Source organism: Citricoccus sp. (genome assembly GCF_035445025.1).
Taxonomy (GTDB): domain Bacteria; phylum Actinomycetota; class Actinomycetes; order Actinomycetales; family Micrococcaceae; genus Citricoccus.
Genome location: NZ_DAOMPX010000003.1, coordinates 1 through 17,351, shown reverse-complemented (window position 1 = coordinate 17,351; position 17,351 = coordinate 1). Strand labels below are relative to the sequence as shown.

16 protein-coding genes are annotated in these 17,351 nt (G+C 72.1%); 12 read left to right on the top strand and 4 right to left on the bottom strand.

Going from position 1 to position 17,351, the window contains the following annotated elements; all coding sequences use genetic code 11:
* Window positions 1-2,364 (bottom strand): DEAD/DEAH box helicase, encoded by a 2,364-nt coding sequence (locus PLJ28_RS01805; RefSeq protein WP_183527757.1) that lies wholly within the window; start codon window positions 2,362-2,364, stop codon window positions 1-3.
* 83 nt (window positions 2,365-2,447) lie between these two features.
* Entirely contained in the window at window positions 2,448-3,161 is a 714-nt protein-coding gene (locus PLJ28_RS01800; RefSeq protein ID WP_183527755.1) for a GNAT family N-acetyltransferase, read from the bottom strand.
* Between the two features lie 136 nt (window positions 3,162-3,297).
* On the opposite strand from PLJ28_RS01800, the gene trhO reads away from it, so the two are divergent.
* The 7 genes from trhO to proC all read left to right on the top strand — a co-directional run bounded on the left by trhO (window position 3,298) and on the right by proC (window position 12,214).
* The gene (gene trhO, locus PLJ28_RS01795; protein WP_298045140.1) at window positions 3,298-4,194 is read left to right on the top strand and encodes an oxygen-dependent tRNA uridine(34) hydroxylase TrhO; all 897 of its coding nucleotides are present in this window, start codon (window positions 3,298-3,300) and stop codon (window positions 4,192-4,194) included.
* Window positions 4,195-4,199: 5 nt separating this feature from the next.
* Window positions 4,200-5,777, top strand: a complete 1,578-nt coding sequence (locus PLJ28_RS01790; RefSeq protein WP_183528568.1) for a DUF7059 domain-containing protein — start codon at window positions 4,200-4,202, stop codon at window positions 5,775-5,777.
* Window positions 5,778-5,822: 45 nt separating this feature from the next.
* Window positions 5,823-6,470 carry a MarR family transcriptional regulator gene (locus tag PLJ28_RS01785; RefSeq protein WP_010143114.1) on the top strand — a complete coding sequence of 216 codons (648 nt, stop codon included), beginning with the start codon at window positions 5,823-5,825 and terminating at the stop codon, window positions 6,468-6,470.
* Window positions 6,471-6,545: 75 nt separating this feature from the next.
* Window positions 6,546-9,293, top strand: a complete 2,748-nt coding sequence (gene topA / locus PLJ28_RS01780) for a type I DNA topoisomerase (RefSeq protein WP_183527750.1) — start codon at window positions 6,546-6,548, stop codon at window positions 9,291-9,293.
* Between the two features lie 2 nt (window positions 9,294-9,295).
* The gene (locus PLJ28_RS01775; protein WP_183527748.1) at window positions 9,296-10,324 is read left to right on the top strand and encodes a Ppx/GppA family phosphatase; all 1,029 of its coding nucleotides are present in this window, start codon (window positions 9,296-9,298) and stop codon (window positions 10,322-10,324) included.
* A gap of 208 nt (window positions 10,325-10,532) precedes the next feature.
* Window positions 10,533-11,396 carry a sugar phosphate isomerase/epimerase family protein gene (locus PLJ28_RS01770; RefSeq protein WP_502876459.1) on the top strand — a complete coding sequence of 288 codons (864 nt, stop codon included), beginning with the start codon at window positions 10,533-10,535 and terminating at the stop codon, window positions 11,394-11,396.
* Between the two features lie 8 nt (window positions 11,397-11,404).
* Window positions 11,405-12,214 carry a pyrroline-5-carboxylate reductase gene (proC, locus tag PLJ28_RS01765; protein WP_298045144.1) on the top strand — a complete coding sequence of 270 codons (810 nt, stop codon included), beginning with the start codon at window positions 11,405-11,407 and terminating at the stop codon, window positions 12,212-12,214.
* Here proC and PLJ28_RS01760 read toward each other — a convergent pair.
* Together PLJ28_RS01760 and PLJ28_RS01755 are read right to left on the bottom strand one after the other, a co-directional pair.
* Entirely contained in the window at window positions 12,211-12,882 is a 672-nt protein-coding gene (locus PLJ28_RS01760) for a potassium channel family protein (protein ID WP_010143119.1), read from the bottom strand. The genes proC and PLJ28_RS01760 overlap by 4 nt on opposite strands.
* Window positions 12,875-14,299, bottom strand: a complete 1,425-nt coding sequence (locus PLJ28_RS01755; RefSeq protein ID WP_502876458.1) for a TrkH family potassium uptake protein — start codon at window positions 14,297-14,299, stop codon at window positions 12,875-12,877. Before PLJ28_RS01755 ends, PLJ28_RS01760 begins: the two co-directional genes overlap by 8 nt.
* Window positions 14,300-14,471: 172 nt before the next feature.
* Between PLJ28_RS01755 and PLJ28_RS01750 the strand changes: the two genes are divergently transcribed.
* From PLJ28_RS01750 to PLJ28_RS01730, 5 genes are all read left to right on the top strand, one after another.
* Entirely contained in the window at window positions 14,472-15,701 is a 1,230-nt protein-coding gene (locus tag PLJ28_RS01750; RefSeq protein WP_298045141.1) for an acetoin utilization protein AcuC, read from the top strand.
* A gap of 169 nt (window positions 15,702-15,870) precedes the next feature.
* Entirely contained in the window at window positions 15,871-16,062 is a 192-nt protein-coding gene (locus PLJ28_RS01745; RefSeq protein WP_050813571.1) for a helix-turn-helix domain-containing protein, read from the top strand.
* 137 nt (window positions 16,063-16,199) lie between these two features.
* On the top strand, window positions 16,200-16,298 hold the full coding sequence (locus tag PLJ28_RS01740) for a 30S ribosomal protein bS22 (protein WP_005504750.1): 99 nt from the start codon (window positions 16,200-16,202) through the stop codon (window positions 16,296-16,298).
* A gap of 77 nt (window positions 16,299-16,375) precedes the next feature.
* The gene (locus tag PLJ28_RS01735; protein ID WP_298045142.1) at window positions 16,376-16,630 is read left to right on the top strand and encodes a glutaredoxin family protein; all 255 of its coding nucleotides are present in this window, start codon (window positions 16,376-16,378) and stop codon (window positions 16,628-16,630) included.
* On the top strand, window positions 16,627-17,304 hold the full coding sequence (locus PLJ28_RS01730) for a redox-sensing transcriptional repressor Rex (protein ID WP_183527740.1): 678 nt from the start codon (window positions 16,627-16,629) through the stop codon (window positions 17,302-17,304). The genes PLJ28_RS01735 and PLJ28_RS01730 overlap by 4 nt, the downstream gene beginning before the upstream one ends.
* Window positions 17,305-17,351: the final 47 nt, after the last annotated feature.

The window sequence follows — 17,351 nt, the reverse complement described above, 5'->3', positions numbered from 1 at the left end:
CTACGCCTCGCCGCTGCCCTGGCCCGCCGAGGGCGTCTCCCGGGCCGGCCCGCCACCGGTCGCCTGGGAGTCCTCGGCCTCTCCGACGCCTCCCGCCCCGTCGACGTCCTCGACCGGATGACCCCGCAACCGGTCCAGGACGAAGGCCAGGAGCGTGCCCGCCCCGTCCTTGTCCAGGGGATTGTTGCGGTTGCCGCACTTGGGGGACTGCACGCAGGACGGGCAGCCGTCGGCACAGGCGCAGGAGCGGACCGTGTCCAGGGTCGCCCGGAGCCAGACCTCCGCCTGGGCGAACCCCCGCTCCGCGAAGCCGGCACCCCCGGGGTGGCCGTCGTAGACGAACACCGAGGGCTCGCCGGTGTCCGGGTGCAGTGCCATGGAGACCCCGCCGATGTCCCAGCGGTCGTTGGAGGCCACCAGCGGCAACAGGCCGATCATCGCGTGCTCGGCGGCGTGCAGGGCGCCGGGCAGCCGGTCCATCGTCAACCCGGCGGCCACCAGGTGCTCCGACGGGCAATGGAACCAGACCGCGGTGGTGAACAGCTCCCGGGCCGACAGCTCCAGGGGCTCCTCGCCCAGCACCTCGCCCGAGACCAGCGCCTTGCGCTGGAAGGAGACCACCTGGGTGGTGACCTTCACGGGCCCCGTGCACCACTGCAGGTCACCGCCGTCGCGACGACGGACCGTGTCCAGGACCTCGATCTCCGTGATGTCCCGGGCCTGGGTGTAGTACTCCGGCCAGGCCCGTGTCACCAGGACCGCGTGGGCGTCCTCGTCGAGGTCCTCCACCAGGTAGGTCCGGTCCTGGTGCACGTACACCGCCCCGGGGTGCGCCTGGTAGTGGGTCTGCGGCGAGCCCATGGTGCCCAGCACCGCCCCGGTGTCCGCGTCGATGATGTCCACCGGGCCGCCGCCGTCGTCCCGCAGGGAGACCAGGGCCGCCGCGTGCTCGGGATGGGTCCAGAACCAGCCGGCCGGCCGGCGTCGCAGGTAGCCCTCCGCCACGAGCCGGTCCACGAGGCCGCGCACGTGGCCGGGCTCTCCGAAGGCCGCCAGGCCGTCCGGGACCAGCGGCAGCTCGGCGGCCGCGGCACACAGGTGGGGGGCCAGGATGTGCGGGTTGGACGGGTCCGTCACCGAGTCCTCCACGGCGAGCTCGAACACCGCCTCCGGATGGTGCACCACGAAGGTGTCCAGGGGGTCGTCACCGGCCACGTACACGGCCAGGGACTCCTGGCCGGCCCGGCCCGCCCGCCCCACCTGCTGGAAGAACGAGGCCCGCGTCCCGGGCCAGCCGGCCACCAGCACCGCGTCGAGCCCGGCGATGTCGATGCCCAGCTCCAGGGCCGGGGTGGAGGCCACCCCCAGCAGCCGTCCCGTGCGCAGGGCGGTCTCCACCTCGCGACGCTCCTCCGGCAGGTAGCCGGCGCGGTAGGCCGCCACCCGCGGGGGCAGGGACGGGTCCACCTCCGCGAGCTCCCGCTTGGCGGCGGAGGCCATGGCCTCCGCACCGCGCCGGGACCGGATGAAGGCGATGGTCCGGGTCCCGGCCACGGCGAGGTCCGCCATCATCCCGGCCGACTCCGCGGTGGCCGAACGGCGCACCGGGGCACCGTTCTCACCGCGCGCGTCCGTCAGCTCGGGTTCCCAGAACCCGACCGTCACCGCACCGTGGGGCGAGGCGTCCTCGGTGACGGCCACGGCGTCCGCCCCGATCAGCCGGGTGAACGACCCGGCGGGGTCCGCGCTGGTGGCGGAGGCGCCGATGAACACCGGCCCCGCACCGTAGTGCGCGCAGACCCGGGCCAGCCGGCGCAGCAGCACCGCCACGTGGGAACCGAACACCCCCCGGTACACGTGCGCCTCGTCCACGATGACGTACCGCAGCCGGCGGAAGAACCGGCCCCAGCGCTCGTGGTGGGGCAGGATCCCGATGTGCAGCATGTCCGGATTCGTCAGCAGCACGTTCGCGTGGTCCCGGGCCCAGGAACGGTCCGCCGGGGCGGTGTCCCCGTCATAGGGGGACGGGCGCAGCCAGCCGGCCCCGTCCCGGGCCAGGGCGCGCCAGGCGACGAGCTGGTCCGCGGCGAGGGCCTTGGTGGGGGAGAGGTACAGCACGGTCCCGGCAGGGTCATCGGCCAGGGCGGTGCCGGCCGCGAGCTGGTAGCCCAGGGACTTGCCGGAGGCGGTGCCGGTGGCCAGCACCACGTGCCGACCGGAGGCGGCGAGCCGGGCGGCCTCGACCTGGTGGTGCCACGGCTCGAGCACGCCCGAGCCTCCGAAGGCCTGCACCAGGCCCTCCGGGGTGCCCTCGGGCCACGGCTCGGTCCGCGCCGGACGCTCCGGAAGGTAGCGCACGTGCACCAGCTGGCCGGGGACGGACGGCCTCCCCAGGGCCCGGGCCAGGGCCTCGGCGTCCCGGGGATCGTCGGTCCGGACGGGAGGGTTCAGCTGAGGTCCGAGTGGGAGGGGTTCTCGGTGTGGTCCTCGAGGGCCCCGAAGACGGTGACGTCCGCCAGCTCGGTCCAGCCCAGGTGCCCGTACAGGGCCTGTCCCTCGGCGCCGGCCACCAGCAGGCCCTCCTGCACGTCGTGCTCGAGGGCGAGGGAGGCCAGGTAGCGCATGACGAGCGAGCCCAGGCCCTGACGGCGGAACTCGGGAGAGGTCCAGATCCGGTCGAACACCGCGTAGCCGTCCACGGCGGCCACCCGGCCCCGGGCGGCCACGGCGCCGGCCCCGGCGGAGTGCTGGTCCGTGGAGGTGATGGTCAGCAGGAACCAGTCCGGCTCGTTGCGCTCGATCGCGGCCTCGAACTCCTCCGGCACGATCGGTGCCTCGACGTCCTGGCCGGTCATGTCCACCACCATGAGCTTCTCGCCCGTGGAGACCCGCTTCAGCGGCACGCCCTCCGGGATGGCCGGGGCGGTGCCCACCACGGTGAGCAGCCGGCCCGGGTGCTGCTGGACCTCGACCGAGGCGGCCGTCAGGGCGTCCTCATCGGGATTGGCGAGAACGTACTCCCAGTCCTGGCCGTCCGTGGACTGGTGCCCGGTGCGCAGCGAGGCGTGGACGGGGCCGTCGTGGCGTACCTCGTAGTCGCGGCACCGGGACCACCCGGTGACCCACGTGCTGACCAGAGCGTCGTTCAGGGCAGAAGTCATGGCAAGAGACTATCCCGTGACGTCGGGGGACCGCACGGGCATAACCTCTCCCGGTCCAAAACGTCACCTGGGGGTAGTCTGCAGCCCGCCGCCGACCCTGGCAACCACCCGGCCGCGTCCCACTACCCTTGGAGCGGTGAGCCAGTCCAAGATCGCCCTCTACTACCGCTTCGCCCCCGTGGCCGACCCCGAGGCCGTGCGACTCTGGCAGCACGCCCTGGCCGAACGCTGGGGACTGACCGGCCGGATCATCGTGGCCCCCCACGGCATCAACGGCACGGTCGGCGGGCCGATCGACGCGGTGAAGCAGTACGTCAGGACCACCCGGACCTATCCGCCGTTCGCCGGCCTGGAGGTCAAGTGGTCGGACGGGTCCGCCGAGGACTTCCCCCGGCTCTCCGTGAAGGTCCGGCCCGAACTGGTCGCCTTCGACGTCCCCGGGGAGGTCACCGTCACCGCGGACGGGGTGCGGGACACGGGCACCCACCTGGACCCACAGGCGCTGCACCGCCTCGTCGCCGAGAAGCGCGACGCCGGCACCCCCGTGGTGTTCTTCGACGGGCGCAACGCGGTGGAGGCCAAGATCGGCCGGTTCCGCGACGCCGTCGTGCCGGACACCACGACCACGCGCGACTTCGTGGCCGAACTGGACTCCGGCAAGTACGACCACCTCAAGGACCAGCCGGTGGTCACCTACTGCACCGGCGGCATCCGCTGCGAGGTGCTGACGGCCCTGATGCACCACCGCGGCTTCGGCGAGGTCTACCAGCTGGATGGCGGGATCGTCCGCTACGGCGAGGCCTTCGGGGACGCCGGGCTGTGGGAGGGCTCGCTGGCCGTCTTCGACCGCCGGATGCGCGTGGAGTTCTCCGACCGGGCCGCCGTCGTCGGCCGCTGCAGCCTGTGCGGGACGCCGACCGCCGAACTGCGCAATTGCGCCGATGCCTCCTGCAAGACGCTGGACACCGTCTGCGACGGCTGTGCCGAGGCCGCCCCGGACCGGGTCTGCGCGGTATGCACAATGGACGCATGACCCAGATGCACGAACCCCCGCCGCCCGGCCGGGACCGGGACGCGATCACCCGCCTCGCGGCCGGCCTGCGCGCCCTGCCCTACACCACGGACGCGGTCGGGGACCTGCTCGGGGAGACGGCCGGCGCCGCGCTGGACCGCGAGCAGGCCGAGCCTGCCCGGCGGCGCGTGGCCCAGGTGCTGGACGACGACGGCGCCCCCGCCTCCCAGCGCGCGCTCGCCGCCGTCGTGTCCTGCTGGATGCTCGGCGACGCGGTGCCGGTCGCGGCGCTGGACGCCGCGCTGCCCTCGCTGGGCGCCGGCGGGGCGGTGGGACTGAACCTCGGCCGGATCGGCGAGGGGCACTTCCACCCCGTCGTGGACCTGTCGCCCTACTCCGCGGATGACCTCGGCGAGGCGTGGATCGCCAGCGACCAGACCGCACTGCAGACCCGCGGCGTGCTGCCGCCCTGGCACGTCCTGGGCATCGGGCGGGCCTCGTTGACCCTGGCCGGGAACGTCATCCGCCGGCCGGTCGCCCGGGCCCTGGACCTCGGGGTCGGCTGCGGCATCCAGACCCTGCACCTGCTCGCGCACGCCGGGCACGTCACGGCCACGGACCTGTCCGGGCGCGCCCTGGACTTCACCGCCTTCAACCTGGTGCTCAACGCCGGGGCGCTGGGCCTGGACCCGGACGAGGACCCCTTCGCCCCGGGCGGGCGGGTCACCCTCCGGGCCGGGGACCTGCTGGACCCGGTGGCCGGGGAGCGGTTCGACCTGGTGGTCTCCAACCCGCCGTTCGTCATCACGCCGCGCACGGCGGGCGACGCGGACGGCATCAACACCTACCGCGACGGCGGCCGGGAGGGAGACCGGCTGCTCGCCGACCTCGTGCGCCGGCTGCCGGGCCACCTGGAACCGGGCGGGACGGCGCAATTGCTGGGCAACTGGGAACTCCACGACGCGGACGGCGGCTGGGACGCCCGGTTGCGCGACTGGATCCCGGCCGGCACCGACGCCTGGCTCATCCAGCGCGACGTGGCCGATCCGGCCCGCTACGCCGAGACGTGGCTGCAGGACTCCTCCGAGCAGTACGACCCGGCCGGCTACGCGGCCGGTTACCGGCGCTACCTGGAGGACTTCGACGCCCGGGGCGTGGCCGCCGTGGGGTTCGGTTACCTGTGGCTGCGCCGCCCGGAGGCCCCGCGGGCCGGGCGGGTCCGGGCCGAGGACCTCCAGGGCGAGCTGCAGCAGCCCCTGGGCCCGGCCTGGGGCGCGGCGGTGCAGCGGTGGGACCTCGTGGAGGGGCGGCCCCTGGCCGGACTGCACGTGCGGGTCCCGGCGGACGTCACGGAGGAGAGGCACCAGCGGTTCGGCGCCGAGCACCCCGAGGTCATCCTGGCCCGCCAGGGCGGCGGGTTCCGCCGGGTGGCCCACCTGGACACCGCCACCGCCGGTTTCCTCTCGGCGGCGGACGGCGAGTTCACCGTCGGCCAGCTGACCGGGGCCGTCGCGGGGCTGCTGGAGCTGGACGCCGAGGCCGAGGGTGCCCTGACGGAGGCCGTGCGGCACCTGCTCCTGGAGGGGTTTCTCGAGGCAGTGTGAAGCACCTCACGCGAAATGTGAAACACCTGCCTAGAATGTCTGTCCATGACCGAACTTGAGACCGCTCCGGCCCCCGGGAGCGAGTCGGACCAGGGCGGGCGCCGGCCCGTCGTCATCTCCGACCCGCAGGCCATCCGGGCGCTGGCCCACGAGGCCCGGCTGGAGGCACTCGAGGAGCTGTACGCGTCCCAGTCCACCCGCACGGCCACCGAGCTGGCCTCCCGCTGCGGTCTCTCGCCCTCGGCCATGAGCTACCACCTGCGCGCCCTGGAGAAGTACGGCTTCGTCGAGCGTTCGCCCTCGGAGGGGGACGGCCGGGAGCGGCGGTGGAAGGCCGCCGGGTACTCCCTGCTGGTGGACTCGCTGAACCACACCCCGACCTCCAAGCTGGCGTTCATCGACGTCCAGCTCAACACCTTCCGCGACCGGATCATGAAGGAGGTCGCCCGCCGCGAGGCGGAGGACAAGGAGGCCGAACGGTCCGCGGAGGTCCGCCGTCCGCCGGTGCTGTCCACCGGGATGATCTTCGTCGACTCGCAGCAGCGGGCGGAGTTCCAGTCCCGCCTGGCGGCCCTGATCGACGAGTTCGAGGAGCTCAACCCCGCCTCGGAGCGTTCCGTGGACGCCGAGCGCGTCTACTACCTGGTCTCCGTCCTCGCCGACGCGGCGCCCGGCCCCGCCGACACGGCCTGATCCGGCAGCGGTCGCCGGTGCCGTTACATTAGAGGGGCACCGGGCGGTCCGCCCGGCGACCGAGAAGGAGCCTGAGTGTCAGAGAAGGTCGACGGGACCAAACTCGTCATCGTGGAGTCCCCCGCCAAGAGCAAGTCCATCGCCAAGTACCTGGGCGAGGGATGGGTGGTGGATGCCTCGGCCGGTCACATCCGGGACCTCCCGCAGCCCTCGGACCTGCCGGCCGACATGAAGAAGGGCCCGTACGGCAAGTTCGCCGTGGACACCACCAACGGCTTCGAGCCCTATTACGTGGTGTACCCGGACAAGAAGAAGCGGGTCACCGAGCTCAAGCGCGAGCTCAAGGACGCCTCCGCCCTCTACCTCGCCACGGACGCCGACCGCGAGGGCGAGGCCATCGCCTGGCACCTGCTGCAGGAGCTCAAGCCCAAGGTCCCCGTCTACCGGATGACCTTCACGGAGATCACCAAGGAGGGCATCGCCCGCGGCCTGGAGAACATCCGCGAGATCGACGCCGACCTCGTGGACGCCCAGGAGACCCGCCGCATCCTGGACCGGCTCTTCGGCTACGAGATCTCCCCGGTGCTGTGGCGCAAGGTGGCCCGTGGCCTGTCGGCAGGTCGCGTGCAGTCCGTGGCCACCCGGCTCGTCGTCGAGCGCGAGCGCGAGCGCATGGCGTTCGTCCCGGCCTCGTACTGGGACCTGGACGGCACGTTCACCGCACAGGAGGGCCCCGGCGCGGGGGAGTCCTTCACCGCCCGGCTGGCCACCGTGGACGGCCGGCGGATCGCCAGCGGCCGGGACTTCACGGACCGCGGGGTGCTCAAGGACTCCGCCGAGGGCAAGGTCGCCACGCTGACCGAGGCCACCGCGACCGCCCTGGCCGAGGGCCTGCAGGGCGCGGCGTTCACCGTGGACTCGGTGGAGGACAAGCCCTACACCCGCCGCCCGGCGGCCCCGTTCACCACCTCCACGCTGCAGCAGGAGGCCTCGCGCAAGCTGCGGTTCTCCTCGCGGGTCACCATGCAGGTGGCGCAGCGGCTGTACGAGAACGGCTACATCACCTACATGCGTACGGACTCGGTGATGCTCTCGGACGAGGCGATCACCGCGGCCCGCCGGCAGGCCACGGAGCTCTACGGCCCGGAGTCCATCCCGCAGGCCAAGCGCGTGTACAAGGCGAAGAACGACTCGGCGCAGGAGGCCCACGAGGCCATCCGCCCCGCCGGTGACTCCTTCCGCACCCCCGGCCAGGTCTCCGGTGCGCTGCGCGGGGACGAGTTCCGCCTCTACGAGCTGATCTGGAAGCGCACCATCGCCTCCCAGATGGCCGACGCCAAGGGCTACACGGCCACCGTGAAGCTCTCCGGGACCGCCACCGGCGGCGAGGTCGCCGGGTTCACGGCCTCGGGCACGGTCATCACCTTCCCCGGCTTCCTGGCCGCCTACGAAGAGGGCCGGGACACCGAGTCGGAGAAGCCGGAGGGCAAGGACAAGCGCCTGCCGGACCTGGCCGCCGGCCAGTCCCTCACGGGCCGGGACGTCATCGCCTCCGGCCACGAGACCAGCCCGCCGCCGCGGTACACCGAGGCGTCCATCGTCGCCGAGCTGGAGAAGCGCGAGATCGGCCGGCCGTCCACCTACGCGCCGACCATCTCCACGATCATGGACCGCGGTTACGTGACCAAGCGCGGCAACGCCCTGGTCCCGTCCTGGACGGCCTTCAGCGTCATCCGCCTGCTCGAGGAGCACTTCGGCCGGTACGTCGACTACGACTTCACCGCCCGTATGGAGGACGACCTGGACCGGATCGCCGCCGGTGAGCTCCAGCGGGAGGCCTGGCTGCAGGCCTTCTACTTCGGCGCGGAGTCCGGCACCGAGGGGCTCAAGGCCGTGGTGGACAACCTGGGCGACATCGACGCCCGGGCCGTGAACTCCATCCCCGTGGCCGAGGGCATCACCCTGCGCGTGGGCAAGTTCGGCCCCTACCTGGAGAAGGACCTGCCGGCGGACGCCCCGGAGGGCACCGACCCGGAGCGCGCCAACGTCCCCGAGGACCTGGCCCCGGACGAGCTGACCCCGGCCAAGGCCGAGGAGCTGTTCGCCACCGCGGGGCCCTCGGAGCGCGTGCTCGGGGTGGACCCGGAGAGCGGGCGCACGATCGTGGCCAAGGACGGCCGCTACGGCCCCTACGTCACCGAGGTCATCGAGGAGATGACCGAGGAGCAGCTGGAGGCCTGGATGGAGGCCCAGCCCACCGAGTACTACAAGAACGGCAAGCCGAAGCCGAAGAAGAAGCCGGCCAAGGTCAAGCCGCGCACCGGCTCGCTGTTCAAGTCCATGTCCCTGGAGACGATCACCCTCGAGGACGCCCTGAGGCTGATGAGCCTGCCGCGCGTGGTGGGCCAGGACGCCGAGGGCACCGAGATCACCGTGCAGAACGGGCGTTTCGGCCCCTACCTGAAGAAGGGCACGGACTCCCGCTCACTGGAGTCCGAGGACCAGATCTTCACCATCACGCTCCAGCAGGCGCTGGACATCTACGCCCAGCCCAAGCAGCGCGGCCGCGGGGCGGCCAAGCCCCCGCTGGCGGAGTTCGGCGAGGACCCCGTCTCGGGGAAGAAGGTGGTCGTCAAGGAGGGCCGCTTCGGGCCCTACGTGACGGACGGCGAGACGAACATCACCGTGCCGCGGGCGATGGACCCGGAGTCGCTGACCGCCCAGCAGGCCTACGAGCTGCTGGCGGACAAGCGGGCCAAGGGCCCGGCGAAGAAGCCGGCGCGCAAGCCGGCGGCGCGGTCGAAGAGCACGGCGAAGAAGTAGCCATGCGCCTGGGTGTGCTGGACATCGGCTCGAACACCGTCCACCTGCTGCTGGTGGACGCCCACCCGGGTGCCCGTCCGTCCGCCTACGCGGACCACAAGCGCTCACTGTCCCTGCTGCAGCACCAGGACGATCAGGGACGGATCAGGGCCTCCGGCCAGGACGCCCTGGTCACCTTCATCCAGGAGGCGGTGCGCTTCGCCGTGGCCAACGGGGCCGAGGACCTGATCGCGTTCTGCACCTCGGCCATCCGCGAGTCCGCCAACGGCGCCGAGGTCCTGGACCGGGTCACCCGCGAGACCTCGGTGCACCTGACCGAGCTCTCGGGGGACCAGGAGGCGGCCATGACCTACTTCGCGGTCCGCCGCTGGCAGGGCTGGGACGTGGGGTCCATCCTGAACTTCGACATCGGGGGCGGCTCGTTCGAGATCGCCTACGGCACGGACGAGCTGCCCAGCTACGCGGCGTCCATCCCGCTCGGCGCCGGCCGCCTGACCAGGGACTGGCTGCCCGCGGACCCGCCCACCCCCAAGTCCGTCAAGAAGCTGCGCAAGTACGTCCGGGTCACCATGGCCGAGGCCGCGGGCGGCTTCCCCGCGCTGACGGCCCCCGTGCTGGTGACCGGCACCTCCAAGACCTTCCGCTCCCTGGCCCGGATCACGGGGGCGGCGCCGCTGGCCGCCGGGCCGTTCGTCAAGCGGCACCTGCGGATCGAGGACCTCAAGCTCTGGGTCAACCGGATGGCGGCCATGACGGCGGCGGAGCGGGCCGGGCTGCCCGGGGTCTCCGAGGTCCGCGCGGCCCAGATGCTCGCGGGCGGGATCGCCGCGGAGGCCGCGATGGAGCAGTTCGGGATCGCGCAGCTCGAGATCTGCCCGTGGGCACTGCGCGAGGGGCTGATCATGCGTAGGCTGGATGCCTTGGTCCAGGAGGGAATCCTGGGCCAGGAGGCGGTCCGGGGTGTCGGCAACGTCCGGCTCAACCCGGACCCGATGCTGCCGGGCTTCTCCGTGGGGGTGACCGTTGACTGAGAGCGCTGAAGAGATCGCCGCACGCGCGGAGCAGGCCGCCGCGGCCGCGGCCGCCGAGCGGGAGTCCGACGCCGAGCGCCACACCGGTCCCTGGGGCGGGGCCGTCGCCGAACGCGAGTCCCGTCCGGCCCGGGTGCGTGAGGGCGCCACCGCCACGCTGGGCGGAGCCGCCCGGCCCGCCCTCGGTCCCGGCCGGCTGGCCGCCGCCCTGGAGTCCACGCGCCAGCCGCCCGGCACGCCCGACGTCGGGCCCCAGGTGCCGCGGGACATCCCCGTCACGCTGTCCTCGTCCTCCGTGTTCCCGCTGGGCACCCAGGACGTCTTCGCCACGGCCGAGGACCTCGGCTACGACGCCGTGGAGGTCATGGTCACCCACAACTCGTGGTCCCAGGACGGACTGCTGCTGAACCGGTTGGCCCAGAAGCACCGGATGCCGATCCACTCGATCCACGCCCCCACGCTGCTGTTCACCCAGCAGGTGTGGGGTTCGGCGTGGAACAAGCTGGCCAAGAGCGCGGACCTGGCCCGAGAGGTCGGGGCCGAGATCGTGGTGGCGCACCCGCCGTTCCGCTGGCAGGGCAACTACGCCTCCGGTTTCGCGGCCGGGATCGAGGAGATCATGGACGCCACCGGCGTGAAGATCTGCGTGGAGAACATGTACCCGTGGCGCGCCGGCGCCCGCGAGGCCAAGATGTACCTGCCGCACTGGGACCCCGTCTCGCAGGCCTACGAGCACGTCACGTGGGACTTCTCCCACGCGGCGATCGCCCAGGAGGACTCCCTTGAGGCCTTCCAGGTGCTGGGGGAGCGGTTGCGCCACGTCCACCTCACCGACGGCACCGCCAACGGCAAGGACGAGCACCTGCTGCCCGGCGACGGCGACCAGCCGGTGGCCGCCTGCCTCGAGTTCCTCGGCGAGACCGGCTGGGACGGCGCCATCTGCGTGGAGGTCGGCACCCGCAAGGCCAAGTACGCCGGCCAGCGCGAGGAGATGCTCGGCTACTGCCTCGAATACGCCCGCAACCACCTGGCCGTCGGCGTCGAGCGCGCGGCCGCAAGGAGTGCCCAGTGAAGATCGCGATGCTCGGACTCGGCAACATGAACGGGGCCATCCTGGCCGGCATGCTGGCCGCCGGGACGGACCCGGCCGGGGTCTGCGCCACCGTCCACTCGGAGGACAGCGCGCGCGCCGCGGAGGAGCGCCACGGGATCGCCGTGAGCTGCACCGAGCGGGATCCCGAGGCGAACCGAAACGCCGCCTCGGGGGCCGACGTCGTGGTGCTGGGCGTGAAGCCCAGGTACATCCGCACCCTGTGCCGGGAGATCTCGACCGCGCTGGCACCGGAGACCGTGGTGGTCTCCGTGGCCGCGGGGATCACCACCGCGGCGATGGAGGAGAGCCTGCCCGAGGGCCAGCCGGTGGTGCGCACGATGCCGAACACGCCGCTGACCGTGGGGATGGGCGCCGTCGGGCTGGCCGGCGGCCGGACCGCGACGGAGGAGCACCTGGAGATGGCCGAACGGCTGTTCGCCGGCTCCGGGTCCGTCCACCGGGTGGCCGAGGACCAGATCGACGCGGTGGCCGCCGTCTCCGGCTCCGGACCGGCCTACGCGTTCCTGCTCGCCGAGCTGATGGCGGCGGGGGGCGCGGAACTGGGCCTGGACGAGCCGCTGGCGAAGGAGCTTGCCCGGTCCACCGTGGCCGGCGCCGGGCGGATGCTGGCCGATCCGGACGTGGACCCGGCCGTGCTGCGGCGGGCCGTGACCAGCCCGAACGGCACCACCGAGGCGGCCGTCGAGTCGTTCCTGGACGCGGGACTGGCCCGGCTGATCGCGGACGGCATGCGCGCCTCCGCGGAGCGCGGGCGGCAGATCAGCCAGGAGAACTAGGGCCGGGCCGCGAACCGCTCCAGCAGGTCGGTGTGGCCGGAGACGATCAGGGTGTCCCGGGGGCCGACCTTGGTGTCCGGCTGCGCGTAGGTGAAGTCCTCGCCCGGGGTCTTCACCCCCACGATCGTCACCCCGTACTTGGCGCGGATGTTGGACTCGGCCAGGGTGAAGCCCACGGCCTCGGTGGGCGGGTACATCTTGACGATCGCGAAGTCATCGTCGAACTCGATGAAGTCCAGCATCCGTCCCCCGACCAGGTGGGCGGCGCGCACGCCGGCATCGTGCTCGGGGAAGATCACGTGGTGGGCACCGATGCGGCGCAGGATCTTGCCGTGGGCCGGGGTGATGGCCTTGACCCAGATGTGGTCCACGCCCAGGTCCACGAGGTTGACGGTGATCAGCACGGAGGACTCGATCGAGGTGCCCACGCCCACCACGGCCGTGGCGAACTCCTGGGCGCCGAGCTGGCGCAGGGTCTCGATGTCCGTGGCGTCGGCCTCGACCACGTGGGTCAGGGACCCGGCCCACTTCTGCACGAGGGCGGGGTCGCGCTCGATCGCCATCACCTCGCGTCCCTGGGCCACGAGCTGCTCGCCCACGGCCGCGCCGAAGCGACCCAGGCCGATCAGCAGCACCGGAGCATGGGGGTCCGGACGGTTCTCAGCCAATGATCGGCCTTTCCTCGGGGTACCGGAACAGGTTGCGCCGCTGGCGCAGGGCCAGCGCGGACGCGAAGGTGATCGTACCAACGCGGCCGGAGAACATCAGTGCCGCCAGCACGTACTTGCCCGAGGGCGGTAACTCCTCGCTGAGGCCGGTGGTCAGGCCGCACGTGCCGAACGCGGACAGCACCTCGAACAGCGGCCGCTGCAGCGACTCGTCGGCGATCGCCACGAGGGCCATGGTGCCCACCAGCACGAGGGTGGCGCCGAGCGCGAGGACGGCGATGGCCACGCGCAACGACTCGGGGGCGATCGTGCGGCCGTGCGCGGTGACCTCCCGGTCGCCGCGGGCCTCGGCCACGATGGCCAGGAACATCACGGCGATCGTGCTGACCTTGATGCCGCCGGCCGTGGAGGCCGAGCCGCCGCCGGCGAACATCAGCGCATCGGTCAGCAGCAGCGTCTCGGGGGACTGGGCGTTCATGTCGAACACCGCGAAGCCGCCGGACCGGGGCATGACGGAGGTGAACAGGGCGTACTGGATGCGGCCGGCCGGCCCGAACTGGCCCAGGGTCTGGGCGTTGTTCCACTCGAAGATCCCGATCAGCACGGCCCCGCCCACCAGCAGGGCCAGGGTGGTGTTGACGGTGAGCTTGGTGTGCAGGTTCCACCGGGAGTAGTGCCACCGCTGCTGCATCAGGACCATGACGACCGGGAAGCCCAGGGCCCCGGCGAAGACCCCCACCATGATGGTCCAGATGATCCAGGGATCGCCCATGAAGGACTCCAGGCCGTCCACGTGCAGCACGAAACCGGCGTTGTTGAACGAGGACACGGCGTAGAAGACGCCGTTCCACAGGCCCTCCCACAACGAGCCGGTGTGCACCATGAAGCGCGGGACCAGCACGAGGGCCAGGAGGCCCTCGAGCGTCAGGGAGGTCAGCACGACCACCCGCAGCAGCGAACCGACCTCGCCGATCCGGCCGGTCGTCATCCCCTCCTGGGTGATGAGCTTGGAGCGCACGCCCAGCCGCTTGGACACCGCCAGGGAGAGCAGTGCGGCCATGGACAGGATGCCCAGGCCGCCGACCTGGATCGCGACGAGGATGATGGCCTGGCCGAGCAGGCTCCAGTGCTCGGCGGTGTTGACGGTGGTCAGTCCCGTCACCGAGACCGCCGAGGTGGCCACGAACAGCGCGTCGTGGAACGGGGTGACCCGTCCGCTCTGGGTGGCGGCCGGCAGCGAGAGCAGCGCCGTGAACAGCACGGTGACGAGGGCGAACGCCGACAGTGCGGCGCGCGCGGGGGAGGCGCCGGCAACGGTGGAGACCAGCCTGCGCAACCGCGTCGCGGCGCCGCGCAGCCCGGCCGGGACGTCCACGGGGGCCAATGGGCCGCGGGGCACGGAGGCCGGGCGGACCATGGGGCCGGACGACGGCGTCGGGATCCGTCCCGCGGCACGCCGCCGGGGCCTGGGAACGGGTATCTGCCGGGTCACGTCCACCATCATCCTCCATCGACCGCTCATGTCACCGGAAGGCGGGGTGAGCGTCATGACGAGCGCGTCCCGGGCCGGGAGGCCTAGTCTGTCAGTGATGACCAGCACATCCCCTGATCGCGTTCCCGCCGCCGTCGTCTGGGACGAGGCGCTGCTGAAGTATGAGTTCAGCAGGGCCCACCCGATGGCGCCGGTCCGCCTGGACCTGACGCACCGGTTGGCCGAGGCGCTGGGGCTGATGGACCGCGAGGGCCTGCGGATCATCCGTCCCGAGGTGGCCTCCGACGAGCTCCTGGCCTCCGTCCACGATCCCGCGTACGTCCGCGCGGTGCGCTCCGTGAGCTCGGGCGAGGTGGAGCACCGGCGGGACATGGGACTGGGCAGCGACGACAACCCGGTCTTCCCGCACATGCATGAGGCGGCAGCCCGCATCCTCGGCGGTTCCGTGGCCGCGGCCGAGGCGATCTGGGCCGGCGAGGTCAGGCACGCGGTCAACATCGCCGGTGGCCTGCACCATGCGGCACGCGGCCAGGCCAGCGGATTCTGCGTCTACAACGACTGCGCGGCGGCCATCCAGCGGCTGTTGGACCTGGGCGCCGAGCGGGTGGCCTACGTGGACCTGGACGCCCACCACGGGGACGGCGTGGAGTCGATGTTCTGGCACGACCCGCGGGTGCTGACGATCTCCGTGCACGAGACGGGGATCTCCCTGTTCCCGGGCACCGGCTTCGCCAACGACGTCGGCGGCCCGAACGCGCAGGGCACCGCCGTGAACGTGGCAGTGCCCCCCGGGACCGGGGACTCCGGGTTCCTGCGCGCCGTGCACGCGGTGGTGCCCCAGTTGTTGCGGGTGTTCGCCCCGGACGCCCTGGTGACCCAGCACGGGTGCGACGGTCACCGGGAGGATCCCCTGACGAACCTGACGATGTCCGTGGAGGGCCAGCGCCAGCTCGCCCTGGACGCCGCGGACTGGGCCGCCGACTTCGCCCACGACCGCTGGCTGGCCACCGGCGGAGGAGGGTACAGCCCGTTCTCGGTGGTGCCCCGGACCTGGAGCCACCTGCTGGCGGTGGCGACCGGCCGGCCGGTGCGCACGGACGCGGAGATCCCCGAGACGTGGCGTCGGTACGCCGCCCGGGCCGCGGGACTGGATCTCTCCCAGTCCCGGGAGCAGGGCGGGATCCCGCACCTGATGTCGGACGGCGTGGACGTGTGGTGGCGTTCCTGGGAGGTCGGCTACGACCCCTCGGACGCGATCGACCAGACGATCATGGCGACCCGCAAGGCGGTCTTCCCGTACCACGGACTGGATCCCTGGTTCGACTGACCCGCCGATGAACACTCTGATCCTGTGCACGCCGTGACTAGAGTGTGGCGAGTATTCGACAGGACGCCCGAGGATGCCCCGTCTGGGAGGGGGGCGGGCGTCGGTCGACACCAGTGGAAAAGAGGAACACACCGTGGGTGATGCCGGTACCTTCGCCGAAGCGCGATTCATGACCGTCACGGAGGTGGCGGAGATGATGCGGGTGTCTCGTATGACCGTCTACCGCATGATCCACGCCGGTGAACTCCCCGCCGTCCGCTTCGGGCGCTCCTATCGGGTGCCCCAGGCCGCCGTGGAGGAGATCCTCCAGACCGGGACCACGGAGGTCCGTGTCACGGGCACGGAGGACCACCGCGGCTGATCGCCGCCGCCCCAACGCACACGGTTCGTTCCCCGGGCCCGGGTCAGGGTAAGGTGTTAGGGAACGTTTTGACCTATGACGCCGGATCGTCAGCAGTCGTCTGCTGGCGGTTCACCAACCAAGCAAGAGGTTTCCCTATGGGTTCTGTGATCAAGAAGCGCCGTAAGCGTATGTCCAAGAAGAAGCACCGCAAGCTGCTTCGCAAGACCCGTCACCAGCGCCGCAACAAGAAGTGAGCTGAGTCTCCGCTCGTTTCCGGGGCCGTCCCGCCGCAAGGCAGGACGGCCCCGTTGCGTCTGCCTACGATGACGGGGTGAAGAGTTCTCCTGATGTGGTCCTGCTGGTCAAGGACGGTTGCCACCTGTGCGCCGACGCGGTCGCCGTGGTCGAGGAGGTCTGCGGCCGGCTGGGTGTGCCCTGGCGGGAGGTGGACATCGCCGGGCAGCCGGACCTGGCCGCGCGCCATGCCGAGGAGATCCCGGTCCTGATGGTGGACGGTGTCCAGCGCGACTTCTGGCGGATCGACCCGGTCCGTCTGGAACGCCTGCTGGGGGCGGACCGCCCGTGACGGGGGGACCTCCCACCGGGTCCGGTCCCGAGGCACGCACCGCGGGACCCTCGCTGTCCCGCCGGACCGTGGGGCGGCTGCCCGTCTACCTCCGTGCCCTGGCCGCCCTGGCCGCCGAGGGGGCCACCCGCGTGTCCTCCGTCGTGCTGGCCGAGCGGACTGGCGTCGGTTCCCCGCTGGTCCGGAGGGACCTGGCCGGGCTCGGACACCTGGGGCGCCCGGGGGTCGGTTACCCGGTGGGGGCCCTCCAGCGGGCGATCAGCCAGGTCCTCGGGCTGGCCGAGGACCAGCCCGTCGTCCTCGTCGGCGCCGGTCACCTCGGTTCGGCGCTGGCAGGGTATGACGGCTTCGTCGAGCGGGGACTGCGCATCTGTGCCGTGCTTGACGCCGATCCCCGGGTGATCGGACAGGCCCGCGGTCCCAGCGTGGTCCGGTCCATGGACGACCTCGAGGAGGTGGTGTCCGACACCCGTGCCCGGCTGGCGATCCTGGCGGTGCCCGCGGGTGCCGCACAGTCCCTGGCGGACCGCCTGGTCGCTGCCGGGATCCAGGGGGTGCTGAACTTCGCACCCGTGGAGTTGACCGTCCCGCAGGGCGTGTCCGTCCGGGCCGTGGACCTGTCCACCGAGCTGCAGATCCTGGCGTTCCACCAGGCTGCACTTCATGTCGACTGATATGTAGTGGACGTCTGTCAAGTGGCAGGGTGAGGCGCCCGTCCCCG